This is a genomic window from Aeromonas encheleia, from assembly GCF_900637545.1.
In the GTDB taxonomy this organism is placed as follows: Bacteria; Pseudomonadota; Gammaproteobacteria; order Enterobacterales; family Aeromonadaceae; genus Aeromonas; species Aeromonas encheleia.
The window spans coordinates 2577954-2591892 of sequence record NZ_LR134376.1 but is presented as its reverse complement, the minus strand read 5'-3'; the positions used below and the strand labels follow the sequence as shown (position 1 = coordinate 2591892).

Annotated in this window: 9 protein-coding genes; 7 read left to right on the top strand and 2 right to left on the bottom strand. The window is 63.6% G+C overall.

The genetic code is table 11. From position 1 onward, the window contains the following. Positions 1-4: 4 nt before the first annotated feature. From ispG to EL255_RS11935, 6 genes are all read left to right on the top strand, one after another. On the top strand, positions 5-1120 hold the full coding sequence (gene ispG / locus EL255_RS11960) for a flavodoxin-dependent (E)-4-hydroxy-3-methylbut-2-enyl-diphosphate synthase (RefSeq protein ID WP_042652392.1): 1116 nt from the start codon (positions 5-7) through the stop codon (positions 1118-1120). Between the two features lie 154 nt (positions 1121-1274). Next, positions 1275-2552, top strand: a complete 1278-nt coding sequence (gene hisS / locus EL255_RS11955) for a histidine--tRNA ligase (RefSeq protein WP_042652391.1) — start codon at positions 1275-1277, stop codon at positions 2550-2552. Positions 2553-2555: 3 nt separating this feature from the next. After that, on the top strand, positions 2556-3206 hold the full coding sequence (locus EL255_RS11950) for a YfgM family protein (RefSeq protein WP_042652390.1): 651 nt from the start codon (positions 2556-2558) through the stop codon (positions 3204-3206). Beyond that, positions 3199-4383, top strand: a complete 1185-nt coding sequence (gene bamB, locus EL255_RS11945; RefSeq protein WP_042652389.1) for an outer membrane protein assembly factor BamB — start codon at positions 3199-3201, stop codon at positions 4381-4383. Before EL255_RS11950 ends, bamB begins: the two co-directional genes overlap by 8 nt. Before the next feature lie 74 nt (positions 4384-4457). Then, a complete protein-coding gene (gene der / locus EL255_RS11940) occupies positions 4458-5969 on the top strand; it encodes a ribosome biogenesis GTPase Der (RefSeq protein ID WP_042652388.1) in 1512 nt (503 codons plus the stop codon). A 103-nt stretch (positions 5970-6072) separates the two neighbouring features. Beyond that, positions 6073-6306 carry a zinc ribbon domain-containing protein gene (locus EL255_RS11935; RefSeq protein WP_042652387.1) on the top strand — a complete coding sequence of 78 codons (234 nt, stop codon included), beginning with the start codon at positions 6073-6075 and terminating at the stop codon, positions 6304-6306. A gap of 341 nt (positions 6307-6647) precedes the next feature. Here the strand turns inward: EL255_RS11935 and mltF are convergent, their stop codons facing one another. Continuing rightward, positions 6648-8141, bottom strand: a complete 1494-nt coding sequence (gene mltF / locus EL255_RS11930; RefSeq protein WP_042652386.1) for a membrane-bound lytic murein transglycosylase MltF — start codon at positions 8139-8141, stop codon at positions 6648-6650. 149 nt (positions 8142-8290) lie between these two features. On the opposite strand from mltF, the gene purL reads away from it, so the two are divergent. Beyond that, entirely contained in the window at positions 8291-12184 is a 3894-nt protein-coding gene (gene purL, locus EL255_RS11925) for a phosphoribosylformylglycinamidine synthase (protein WP_042652385.1), read from the top strand. A gap of 291 nt (positions 12185-12475) precedes the next feature. Here purL and nuoN read toward each other — a convergent pair whose 3' ends face one another. Continuing rightward, on the bottom strand, positions 12476-13939 hold the full coding sequence (gene nuoN / locus EL255_RS11920) for an NADH-quinone oxidoreductase subunit NuoN (protein WP_042652384.1): 1464 nt from the start codon (positions 13937-13939) through the stop codon (positions 12476-12478).

Sequence of the window (13939 nt, the reverse complement as noted above, 5' to 3'; positions counted from 1 at the left end):
CGCCATGTCCGCTCACGAATCCCCCATCATTCGTCGCAAATCCAAGCAGATCATGGTCGGCAACGTGCCGGTTGGGGGCGATGCCCCCATCACTGTGCAGACCATGACCAACACCAAGACCACGGACGTGGCCGCCACCGTCGAGCAGATCCAGCGGATCGAGCGGGTGGGGGCGGACATAGTCCGGGTCTCGGTGCCCACCATGGAGGCGGCTGAAGCCTTCAAGCTCATCAAGCAGCAGACCCGCATTCCCATCGTCGCCGACATCCACTTCGACTACCGCATCGCCCTGAAAGTGGCCGAATACGGCGCCGACTGCCTGCGCATCAACCCGGGCAACATCGGCAATGAGGAGCGGGTGCGCGCCGTGGTCGATTGTGCGCGCCACTACAACATCCCGATCCGCATCGGGGTCAACGGTGGCTCCCTGGAGCGCGATATTCAGGAGAAATACGGCGAGCCGACCCCCGAGGCCTTGCTCGAGTCGGCCATGCGCCACGTGGATTACCTGGATCGCCTCAACTTCGACAACTTCAAGGTGAGCGTCAAGGCGTCCGACGTCTTCCTGGCCGTGGGTGCCTACCGCCTGCTGGCCAAGCAGATCGAGCAGCCGCTGCACCTCGGCATCACCGAGGCGGGCGGTTTCCGCGCCGGCGCGGTGAAGTCAGCCATCGGGCTCGGCATGCTGCTGGTCGATGGCATCGGTGACACCATCCGCATCTCGCTGGCCGCCGATCCGGTGGAAGAGGTGAAGGTGGGCTTTGACATCCTCAAGTCCCTGCGCATCCGCTCCCGTGGCATCAACTTCATCGCCTGCCCCTCCTGCTCGCGTCAGGAGTTCGACGTGATAAGCACGGTGAACGCCCTGGAAGAGCGGCTGGAAGACATCATCACCCCGATGGATGTCTCTATTATCGGCTGTGTGGTCAACGGCCCGGGCGAGGCGCTGGTCTCGGATCTGGGGCTGGCGGGCGCCGCCAACAAGAGTGCCTTCTACGAAGGGGGGCAGCGAGTCGACCGGCTCGACAACAAGGATCTTATTCCGACCCTGGAGCGGCGCATCCGTGCCCGGGCGGCCATGCTGGATCCGGCCAACCAGATCCAGATAGACAAGGGTTGAACCGGTAAAGGTTCAACCAGAGCGGGGCCACCTGGGGTGGCCCCGGCTTTAGGTAGTTGATTTTAAATCCCGCATCTGGGCACCCTGATTTTACCTCGGGGTCGAAAATCCCTATAATGCGGCCAAATTTCACGTCTTTTTCTCGAGTATCAACGTGGCAAAACAGATCCAAGCGATTCGCGGTATGAATGATTGCCTGCCGGAGCAGAGCCCGGTATGGCAGAAAGTGGAACAGATCCTGCGCCAGGTCGTGGCCAGTTATGGCTACAGCGAAGTGCGCATGCCCATCGTCGAGCAGACTCATCTGTTCAAACGCGCCATCGGTGAAGTGACCGATGTGGTCGAAAAAGAGATGTACAGCTTCGAGGATCGCAACGGCGACAGCCTGAGCCTGCGTCCGGAAGGGACCGCCAGCTGCGTCCGTGCCGGCATCGAGCACGGCCTGCTGTATAACCAGGAACGCCGGATGTGGTACATGGGCCCCATGTTCCGTCACGAGCGTCCCCAGAAGGGCCGTTATCGCCAGTTCCATCAGTTCGGGGTCGAGCTGTTTGGCATCAACGGGCCGGACATCGACGCCGAGCTCATCATGCTGACTCATCGCCTGTGGCGGCTGTTCGGCATCAGCGATCACGTCACCCTGCAGCTCAACACCCTGGGCCAGACTGAGGAGCGTGCCGCTTACCGCGATGCGCTGGTGGCTTATCTGGAGCAGTACAAGGATCAGCTGGACGAAGAGAGCCAGCGCCGCATGTACAGCAACCCGCTGCGGGTGCTCGACTCCAAGGATGAGAAGGTGCAGGCCATACTGGCGGACGCCCCCCGCCTGTTCGATCACCTTGGCGAGGCGAGCCTGGCCCACTTCGAGGGGCTCAAGCGCCTGCTCGAGTCGGCCGGCATTCGCTATGAGGTGAATGAGCGGCTGGTGCGCGGTCTCGATTATTACAACCTCACCGTATTCGAGTGGGTCACTACCAGCTTGGGTGCCCAGGGCACAGTCCTGGCCGGTGGCCGCTATGACGGTCTGGTGGAGCAGCTCGGTGGTCAAGCGACCCCGGCGGTCGGTTTTGCCATGGGCATGGAGCGACTGGTGCTGATGCTGGAGACCCTCGAGCTCAACGCCGACATCCGCCCGGCGGTGGATGTCTATCTCGCCATGGTGGGCGAGGGCACAGAGCAAGCCGGCTTCCAGCTGGCCGAGCGGCTGCGTGATGCGCTGCCGGATCTGCGGCTGATGAGCCACTGCGGTGGCGGCAACTTCAAGAAACAACTCAAGCGTGCCGACAAGAGCGGCGCGGCCATTGCCCTGATCCTCGGCGAGACCGAGGTGCAAAGCGGGGAGATCACCATCAAGTATCTGCGTGGCCAGGCCGAGCAACAGACCGTCACGGTCGATGCCGCCATCGCCCTGCTGGCAGCTAAAGGAGAATAAGCTGTGGAAGTTTATACCACCGAAGAACAACAGGTCGAAGTCATCAAGAGCTGGTGGAAAGAGAACGGGACCTCGGTACTTGCAGGGACTGTGATCGGCCTGGTCGGCCTCTTTGGCTGGCGCTATTACAACGAGCATCAGCTGACCAGCCAGGAGGCCGCCTCCCAGGCTTACAACGAGATGACCGCCCAGCTGGCCAAGGGCGACGATGCCGCCCTTGAGCAGGCGAAGAGCTTCATCACGGCGCACAAGGGCGATGCTTACGCCGAGCTGGCGGCCCTGCAACTGGCGGCGGCTGCCGTCAAGGCCAACAAGCTGGATCTGGCGGTCGAGCAGTTGACCCTGGTCGCGACAGGCGGGGACGAGAGCCTCAAGCCCATCGCCGCCCTGCGTCTGGCCCGGGTCCTGAACGATCAGGGCAAGGCCGACGAGGCCCTGGCCCAGCTCGCCAAGATCAACAACGACGCCTTCAAGGCCCAGGTTGCCGAGGCCCGTGGCGATGTGCTGCTCAAGCAGGGCAAGCCGGAAGAGGCGCGCGAAGCCTACCAGGCGGCGGCCGATGCCGGCGGCCTGCAGGCGAGCGCCGAGCTCAAGCTGAAGATGGACGATCTGGCGCTGCCAGCCGTGACTGCGGGTGGGGCACCGGATGCGTAATCTGTACAAACGAATGATGCTGGGGGTTGCGGTCTCCCTGGCCTTGCAGGGCTGCTCCCTGTTCAGCTCGGAAGAAGATCTGACCCCGATGGCCGCGCTGCCGGTGGTGGAGTCGGCGTTCACCGCCGATACCCAGTGGTCCTCCTCCGTCGGCGATGGCATAGGTGACTTCTACTCCCAGTTGAAACCTGCGGTGGAAGAAGATCATATCTATGCCGCCGCCCGGGATGGCGATGTCACCGCCTTCGATCGCAAGAGCGGTCAGGTGCTGTGGAGCGTGGATCTGGCGGAACTGCCGGCCAATGTCGACAAGCGCAGCGCCCGTCTCTCCGGCGGTCTGGTCTCTCGCTACGGCAAGCTGTTCCTCGGCTCCGAGAACGGGGTGGTCTACGCCCTGAACGAGGCGGACGGGGAAGTGCTGTGGCAGACCACAGTGCCGGGTGAAGTGGTGGCGAGCCCGGCGGTCGAGGATGGTCGGGTGGTGGTGTTGACCACCTCCGGTCGCCTGATTGCCCTGGACACCGACGAAGGCAAGCAGCAGTGGACCCTGTCCGAGGAGCAGCCCCCGCTGACCCTGCGCAGTGCCAGTGCCCCCGTCATCACCAACGGCGCCGTGCTCTATGGCCGTGCCGATGGCAAGGTCGGCATCGCCCTGCTCAGCAATGGCCAGCCGGTGCGCCAGTCCAAGGTGGCGGATCCCCGCGGTGCGACCGAACTGGATCGCATGGTGGACGTGGATGCGACCCCGCTCATCGCCGGTGATGAGCTCTATGCCATCGCCTACAATGGTCAGTTGATGGCGCGCAAGCTGATGACCGGTGACGAGGTGTGGAAGCGCAAGTATTCCGGCTATCGTGACCTGGCGGTGACCGGCAACGCCATAGTGCTGACCGACAGTCGCAGCCACCTGTTCGCGGTCGATCGTCGCAACGGACTTGAGCTGTGGTCCAACACCCAGCTGGAAAATCGCAGCGTCACCGCCCCCGTCATCTTCGGTGACTACGTGGTGGTCGGCGATGTGGAAGGTTACCTGTATTGGCTGGATCGTACCGACGGTACCATCAAGGCGATGCAGCAGCTCGACAGCAGTGGTCTCTATGCCGCCCCCCTGGTGGACGGTGACACCCTGTATGTGCAGAGCCGTGGTGGCAAGTTGTACGCCTTGCAGCGTCCCTGATCACCCTTCAATCTGAATATCCGGCTCCTGGTCTTCGGACCCGGAGCCTTTGTCGTCTTGAGAATGAGGCTTTTATGACTCCTGTAGTAGCCCTGGTGGGCCGCCCCAACGTGGGGAAATCCACCCTGTTTAACCGCCTGACCCGTACCCGGGATGCCCTGGTCGCCGATTTTCCCGGCCTGACCCGGGACCGTAAATACGGCCAGGCGAAGTTGGGCGAGCTGGAATTTATCGTGGTCGATACCGGCGGTATCGATGGCACCGAGGAGGGGATCGAGCTGAAGATGGCCGAGCAGTCCCTGCTGGCCATCGAAGAAGCCGATGTGGTGCTGTTTATGGTGGATGCGCGGGCGGGTTTGACGGCGGCGGATCAAGCCATCGCCGAGCACCTGCGCAAGACCCACAAGAAGGTGTTCCTGGTCGCCAACAAGACCGACGGCATCGACGGTGATTCCGCCGTGTCCGAGTTCTACGCTCTGGCGCTGGGGGAGGTCTACCAGATCGCCGCCGCCCACGGTCGTGGCGTGCTGAGCCTGTTGGAACTGGCGCTGGCCCCCCACCTGGAAGAGCTGGTCGAGGCCGCCGCTGGCAGCGAGGAGGATGCGCAAGAGGAACTGGAAGAGGACTTCGACGAAGAAGCCCTGCTGCGCATGGTTGCCGCCGGTGAGTTGGACACCAGGGAAGACACCAAGGAGACCCCGTTCGCCGACCTGCCCATCAAGTTCGCCATCGTCGGTCGTCCCAACGTCGGCAAGTCGACCCTGACCAACCGCATGCTGGGTGAAGACCGCGTCATCGTCTATGACATGCCGGGCACCACCCGCGACTCCGTCTATATCCCGATGGAGCGTGACGATCAGAAGTACGTGATCATCGACACCGCTGGGGTGCGTCGTCGTGGCAAGGTGCACGAGACGGTGGAGAAGTTCTCCGTCATCAAGACCCTCAAGGCGATTGAGGATGCGAACGTCTGCCTGCTGGTGATAGACGCGCGCGAGACCATCACCGATCAGGATCTCAGCATCCTCGGCTTCGTGCTCCACTCCGGCCGCTCCGTGGTACTGGTGGTGAACAAGTGGGATGGTCTGGATCAGAAGGTGAAGGAGGACGTCAAGAACGAGCTGGACCGTCGTCTCGGTTTCATCGACTTCGCCCGGGTGCACTTCATCTCCGCCCTGCACGGCAGCGGTGTCGGTCACCTGTTCGAGTCCATCCAGGAGGCGTACCAATCCGCCACCCGCCGCACCAGTACCGCCATGCTGACCCGCATCATGCAGATGGCGCAGGAAGATCACCAGCCGCCCATGGTGAATGGTCGCCGGGTCAAGCTGAAGTATGCCCACGCCGGTGGCTACAACCCGCCGCGCATCGTCATCCACGGCAACCAGCTCAACGATCTGCCGGATTCCTACAAGCGCTACCTCATGAACTACTTCCGCAAGTCGTTGAAGATCATGGGCACCCCGATCCGGGTCGAGTTCCAGGAGTCTGCCAACCCCTTCGAGGGCAGGAAGAATACCCTGACCATGAGCCAGGAGCGGCAACGGGACCGCCTGCTCAAGGCGCGGACCAAGAGCAAGAAATAAGCCGAGACGGCTGCCCTCGCGGCAGCCGTTTTTTTACCTTGAACCGGGAGGTTGATGAGCCCTGGGCCCACCCGGCGCTCATTCACTTCATGAGGAGTCATCGATGAGCATCCTGACGTGCCCGGCCTGCAGCGCCGAGCTGGACAGCCGCAGCGGCGAGACCGCCTGTGGCCAATGCCAGACCCGCTACCGGATCCTGGCCCGCTGCCCGAGCTGCCAGCAGGCGCTGGAGCGGCTGAGGGCCTGCGGGGCGGTGGATTACTTCTGCAATCACTGCAACAGCCTGGTCTCTAAGCGGGCGGTGCTCCTTGCGGCGAGTCCGATCGAGCCGGCGTGAGGCATTAAAAAACCCGGCATTTGCCGGGTTTTTTATTCTGTGTGCTCTGCGATCAGCAAGGTGTAGGAGCGGTTTCGGCGCCATATCTTGCGTTTCATGTCATTGAGTTTGAGCTTGCGTCTTGGGCTCCAGGAACACTTGGTCTTCCTGGTCAACGTGGCTCTTCTGCGAGTTCGCATCTTGTTCTCCTCCCTGGTCATCCTGGCACTGATGTTGAGGCCCGTCGGTGCATTCTGTTATCAGTATCGCAACGTGATGAATATGTTGCGATAAGCACCTGTCAGACAGGCTCAGGCCTGGAACAATGTTAACAGAGAACTCAACCGGATAACACACCCGGGTCAAGGGGCGATGATCTGCTTGACCACCTCGGCGATGATGGTGGGGTGCTCATCGCTCGCTGCCGGCTCGCTGTTGTCATCCTCGTCCAGCTCCTCGCGGCGGTGGGCCTTCTGCTGCTCGTTGTCGAGCCAGAGCAGGCTCTGGTAGTACTGGCGCACGTTGTTGACGTAGTTGCGCGCCTCGCCACCCCGGGCATAGCCGTAGCGCACCTTGCGATGCCAGCGGGCCTGCTGCAACAGCGGCAGTACCTCCTTCACATCGCTCCAGGCGTCGGGATTCTTGCCGAGCTCCTTGGTCAGGCGGCGCGCATCCATCATGTGGCCGTAGCCGATGTTGTAGGCGGTGAGGGCGAACCACACCTTCTCGTCGTCCGGCACCGAGTCCGGCACCTTCTCCATCATCTCCTGCAGGTAGCGGGCGCCGCCCTTGATGCTCTCCTCCGGGTGCAGCCGGTTGCTGACCCCCATCGCCTTGGCGGTGGGCTCGGTCAGCATCATCATGCCGCGCACCCCGGTATAGGAGCGCGCCTCCGGATCCCAGTGGGACTCCTGATAGCTGATGGCCGCCAGCAGGCGCCAGTCGATCTCCTTGGCGTGGGTCTGGAACAGCTCCTGGTATTTGGGCAGCCGGCTCTTGGCCCGCTGCAGGAAGGTGCGGGTGTCGACGAAGTCGAAGTTCTGCACATGGCCGAAGTACTTCTCGTCCAGCTTGGCGATGGAGCCGTCCATGAAGCGCTGGCCGAAGAAGTCGATGATGCTGGCATAGAGGCTGTCATCGGGCAGCTTGGTCATGGCCCAGGCTACGGCCTGCTTCTTGTCGAGGGTCAGCCCCTCGGTGAGCTCGGGGTAGTAGCGTTGGGCGCGGGCCAGCACGGTGTCCTGTACCACGGTGTAGTCGAGCTTGCCGTCGGCGACCTGCTTGAGCAGCTCCTCCACATCCGCATCCCGGTTGGTGCTCCAGTCGAGGTTGGGGTACTGCTTGGCGAGTATCTTCATCAGATCCTCCCCGGTGGAGCCGGCGGGTACCACTATGGTGCCCTTGATGTCGCCGAGATCCTTCGGCTTGGGGGAGCCATTGCGATAGACCAGCTTGGGGGAGACCTGGTAGAAGCCGGGGCCGAAGCGAAACAGCTTGCGCCGCTCCGGCGTCACCACTATGGCGGCGGCGGCGAGATCCAGCTTGCCCTGCTCCAGCAGCTCGACCAGCCCGGCGGTGCTGTAGGCCGGGATGATGGTCAGCTTGACCCCCAGCCAGTCGGCATAGTTCTGCGCCAGCTCGTAATCGAAGCCCTGGGCGATGTCGTCACGTTGGTAATAGGAAGTGGGGCCATAGAGGGTGCCAACCCGGATCTCGCCCCGTTGACGGATCTGCTCCAGCTGGCTGGAGGGGGAATAGAAGTCGCAGCCGGCCAGGGCCAGCGTCAGCAACATCCCGATACACAGTCGAAAAATGCAGCGCAAGTAGTTGAATACCCTTGTTGAAAAAATCGGCATTTGTCAAAAAAGAGGCTCCTTTATACCAGAGTGTGTGGAGCGAGTCACATCGGTCTAAGTGAGAAAAACGTTTGTCCGTTGTGGGCCTGATCCCTATAATACGCGCGTCTCAAATCCCCCCACACTCTAAAACTTGGTGAGAAAGGTATATGGAAATCTTGCGTGGTGCCCCAGCACTGTCTGAGTTTCGTGTCCACAAGCTGCTGCAAAGCTGCGTGCAGAGAGGAGTAGAGATAGAGAGCGTCTATGCCGAATATGTGCACTTTGCCGAGCTATCATCCCCCTTGTCGCCGCCCGAGCGAGCGACCTTGGGCCAGCTCCTGCGCTACGGCCCGACCATCCCAGAACACACCCCCAGCGGTCAGCTGTTTCTCGTTACCCCCCGTCCCGGCACTATCTCCCCCTGGTCTTCCAAAGCAACCGACATCGCCCACAACTGCGGCCTGAACCAGGTCAAGCGGCTGGAGCGCGGCATTGCTTATTATCTGCAGCCCAAGCAGGCCCTGACCGCCGCCCAGCGCGGCGAGCTGGCGGCCCTGCTGCACGATCGCATGATGGAGACGGTGTTCGACGAGCTGAGCCAAGCGAGCGCCCTGTTTGCCCACCAGGAGCCGCGCCCCTTCACCCAGGTGGATGTGCTGACCGGTGGCCGCACCGCGCTGGCGGAGGCCAACGTGGCACTGGGTCTGGCCCTGGCCGATGACGAAATAGACTACCTGGTGGAGAACTTCACCCGGCTTGGTCGCAACCCCAACGACATCGAGCTCTACATGTTTGCCCAGGCGAACTCCGAGCACTGCCGTCACAAGATCTTCAACGCCGACTGGACCATAGACGGACAGCTGCAGCCCAAGTCGCTGTTCAAGATGATCAAGAACACCTTCGCGCAGACGCCGGATCATGTCCTGTCTGCCTATAAAGACAACGCCGCCGTGATGGAAGGCAGCGAGGGTGGCCGCTTCTTCCCGAGCCCCGCCAGCGGTGAGTACCAATATCACCAGGAGCGGGTCGATATCCTGATGAAGGTGGAGACTCACAACCACCCGACCGCCATCTCCCCCTTCCCGGGGGCGGCCACCGGCTCCGGCGGCGAGATCCGCGACGAGGGTGCGACAGGCCGTGGCGCCAAGCCCAAAGCTGGTCTGGTGGGCTTCTCCGTTTCCAACCTGCGGATCCCCGGCTTCGAGCAGCCCTGGGAGCAGGATTTCGGCAAACCGAGCCGCATCGTCAGCGCTTTTGACATCATGCAGGAGGGGCCGCTCGGCGGCGCCGCCTTCAACAACGAGTTCGGTCGTCCGGCCATCCTCGGTTACTTCCGTACCTTCGAGGAGAAGGTGCCGAGCCACAACGGCGTCGAGGTGCGGGGCTACCACAAGCCCATCATGCTGGCGGGCGGCATCGGCAACATCCGCACCGAGCACGTGCAGAAGGGGGAGATCCCGGTCGGGGCCGCCCTGATCGTGCTGGGTGGCCCGGCCATGAACATCGGCCTCGGGGGCGGTGCGGCCTCCTCCATGGCCTCCGGCCAGTCCGCCGAGGATCTGGACTTTGCCTCTGTGCAGCGGGACAACCCCGAGATGGAGCGCCGCTGCCAGGAAGTGATCGATCGCTGCTGGCAGCTGGGCGATGACAACCCCATCGTCTTCATCCACGACGTGGGGGCCGGTGGCCTCTCCAACGCCATGCCGGAGCTGGTCAACGACGGCGAGCGCGGTGGTCGCTTCGACCTGCGCGCCATCGCCAGCGACGAGCCGGGCATGAGCCCGCTGGAGATCTGGTGCAACGAATCCCAGGAGCGTTACGTGCTGGCCGTGGCCCAGGACAAGCTGCCGCTGTTCAAGGCCCTGTGCGAGCGCGAACGCGCCCCCTATGCCGTGATCGGCACCGCCACCGAAGAGAAGCATCTCACCCTGTCCGACAGCCACTTTGACAACCAGCCCATCGATCTGCCGCTGGACGTGCTGCTCGGCAAGGCCCCCAAGATGCACCGCGACGTGGCCAGCCTGCCGGCCCGTGGCAAGGCGCTGCAGCTGGACGGCATCACCCTGAGCGAGGCGGCCGAGCGGGTGCTGCGCCTGCCGACCGTGGCGGAGAAATCCTTCCTCATCACCATCGGCGATCGCAGCGTGACCGGCCTGGTCAACCGCGATCAGATGGTCGGCCCCTGGCAGATCCCGGTGGCCGATTGCGCGGTCACCGCCGCCACCTACGACAGCTATCACGGCGAAGCCATGTCCATGGGCGAGCGCACCCCGGTGGCGCTGCTCTCCCACGCCGCCTCCGCCCGCATGGCGGTGGCCGAGGCGCTGACCAACCTGGCACCGGCCCACATCGGTTCCTTGAAGCGGGTCAAGCTCTCCGCCAACTGGATGGCTGCCGCCGGTCACCCGGGGGAAGATGCCGGCCTGTACGAGGCGGTCAAGGCGGTGGGCGAGGAGCTCTGCCCGGCGCTTGGCATCACCATCCCGGTCGGCAAGGACTCCATGTCCATGAAGACCCGCTGGCAGCAGGATGACGAGGAGCGCAGCGTCACCTCGCCGCTCTCCCTGCTCATCACCGCCTTCGCCCGGGTGGAGGACGTGCGCAACACCGTCACCCCGCAGCTGCGTACCGATCTCGGCGAGACGGATCTCATCCTGATCGATCTGGGCAACGGCAAGCAGCGTCTCGGTGCCTCGGCCCTGGCCCAGGTCTATCGCCAGCTCGGTGACAGCGCACCGGATCTCGACAATCCGGTCCAGCTCAAGGGCTTCTTCAACGCCATCCAGGCACTGGTGGCGGATCGCAAGCTCATCGCCTACCACGACAGATCCGATGGCGGCCTGTTCGTCACCCTGACCGAGATGGCCTTCGCCGGTCATTGCGGCCTCGACATCCAGCTCGATCGCATCGGTGGCGAGCTGCTGCCGGCGCTGTTCAACGAGGAGCTGGGTGCCGTCATCCAGGTGCGCCGCGACGACAAGGAAGCGGTGCTGACCCTGCTGGCCGGTCACGGTCTGGCGGCCTGCTCCCACGTGCTGGGCACCGCCTGTGACGGCGATGTCATCTCGTTGCAGCGGGAGGGCCATGAGCTCTATCGCGCCAGCCGCACCGCCCTGCGTACCGCCTGGGGCGAGACCAGCTGGCAGATGCAGCGCCTGCGCGACAACCCGGAGTGCGCCGATCAGGAACACGCCGCCCGTCAGGACGCCGCGGATCCGGGTCTGCACGCCAGCTTGAGTTTCAACCCGAGTGAAGACGTGGCCGCCCCCTACATCGCCCGTGGGGTCTCCCCCCGGTTGGCGGTGCTGCGCGAGCAGGGGGTCAACTCCCACGTGGAGATGGCTGCGGCCTTCGATCGTGCCGGCTTCACCGCGGTGGATGTGCATATGAGCGACATCCTGTCCGGTCGCATCAAGCTGGAGCAGTTCCAGACCCTGGTGGCCTGCGGCGGTTTCTCCTACGGCGACGTGCTGGGGGCGGGGGAAGGCTGGGCCAAGTCCATCCTGTTCAACGACGGTGCCCGCGAGCAGTTCCAGCGCTTCTTCGAGCGCGGCGATACCCTCTCCTTGGGCGTGTGCAACGGCTGCCAGATGATGTCCAACCTGCGCACCCTGATCCCGGGGGCCGACTTGTGGCCGCGCTTCGTGCGCAACCGCTCCGAACGTTTCGAGGCCCGCTTCAGCCTGGTGCAGGTGCAGGATTCTCCCTCCGCCTTCTTCGCGGGCATGGCGGGCTCGGTGATGCCCATCGCCGTCTCCCACGGTGAAGGGCGGGTGGAGGTGCGCGATGCCGCTCACCTTGCCGCGCTGCAAGCCAGCGGTCTGGTGGGGCTGCGCTTCGTCGACAACCGCGGTCAGGTGACCGAGCAGTACCCGGCCAACCCGAACGGCGCACCGGTTGGTATCACCGCGGTCACGACTGTTGACGGTCGCGCCACCATCATGATGCCGCACCCGGAGCGGGTGTTCCGCACGGTGGCGAACTCCTGGCACCCGGACAACTGGGGCGAGGATGGTGCCTGGATGCGGATGTTCCGCAACGCGCGGGTACGCCTGGGTTAATCCCGCCCCGTACTGCGCAGAAAATCAAAAACCGGCCCCCGTGGCCGGTTTTTTTATTGGCTCAAGAGTCTGTCATCCGGTTCTGTGAGTTGATGGCAGATGGCAGATGGCAGATGGCAGATGGCAGATGGCAGATGGCAGATGGCAGATGGCAGATGGCAGATGGCAGAGCGGGCTGAAGGGGGAGGGTTGGCCGGCGAGCCGAGCCGACGCGATACGTACCTCGGCAAGTTGGCGAGATAAAAAAAACCGGCCACAAAGGCCGGTTTTTCGTTGGGACTGAGCGTGATGCTAGCGCAGCACCACGTTCTGGAAGCCCTGCACCAGGCTGATGACCGGCTGGGGGTAGATACCCAGCGCCACCACCAGGATGGCGGAGAGCAGCACCACCAGTCCGCCGGAGGAGAAGGCCCAGTCGGCCTTGGCATCGCGCAGCTGCATGCCGGGTTCCCGCAGATAGAGGGTGACCATGACCCGCAGGTAGTAATAGAGCCCCAGGGCGCTGCCGAGCACTATGGCGCCGGAGAGCCACCACAGCTGGGCATCGACCGTCACCCCGATGAGGTAGAACTTGCCGATGAAGCCGAGCGTCATGGGGATGCCCGCCAGGGAGAGCATCATCACCGTCATCACGGCGGTCAGGTAGGGTCTGTGCCAGAACAGGCCGCGGTAGCTGTGCAGGGAGTCCGCATCCTTGCCGCGATAGGGGCTGGACATCATGCTGATGACGCCGAAGGCCCCCAGGCTGGTGAACAGGTACATCAGCAGGTAGACCCCGGCCGCTTCCACCGGCATCTGGCCGAGGCGGCTCGCCACCACCACCGCCAGCAGGTAGCCGAAGTGGGAGATGGAGGAGTAACCCATCATCCGCTTGATGTTGGTCTGGATCAGCGCCAAGAGGTTACCGATGACGATGGAGATGACCGCCATGGCCGCCAGCAGCCAGTGGATCATGGGATCCGAGGTGGCCGGCACCGCCAGGTAGAAGCGCAGCAGCACACAGAACACCGCGATCTTGCTGACGGTGGCGAGGAAGGTGGCCACCGGCGCGGGGGCGCCTTCGTACACATCCGGGGTCCAGAGGTGGAAGGGGGCGAGGGAGAGCTTGAAGGCGAAGCCCACCAGCATCAGACCCAGGCCGCCCATCAGCAGCGGATGGTGAGCCGGGCTCTGGGCCAGGGTCAGGCCGAGGTCGCTGAAGCTCAGGCTGCCCGCCTGGGCATAGAGCAGCGCCATGCCAAACAGCAGGAAGGCGGTGGCGGCGGCAGAGAGCACCATGTACTTGATGCTGGCCTCCAGCGAATGACGCTCGCGGTAGGCGTAGCCCACCAGGCCGAACATGGGCAGGGTCAGCATCTCGATCCCGATGAACAGGGAGGCGAGGTGGCGAGAGCCCGCCAGCACCAGGCCGCCGGCGGTGGCGATCAGCAGCAGCAGGTAGAACTCTTCCCGGTTGTCCGGATAGCCCTTGAGCCAGGAGCGGCCGAAGGTACAGGTGGCCAGGGCGCCGATGAGCACCAGCCCCATGTAGAAGACCGCATAGCTGTCCACTTGCAGCAGCGGGGTGACACCCTGATCCCCCTGGGCCATCACTATGGGCAGGGAGAAGAGGGCCAGGTTCAGGCCGGTGATGGTCACCGCGAAGGCGGTGTCATCGCAGCGTTTCCAGGCGATGGCCAGCATCAGGGCCACCATGGCCCCGGTGGTCAGCAGCAGGGGCAGCAGGGCCAGCAGTTGAGAAGCGGTGAACGTCAT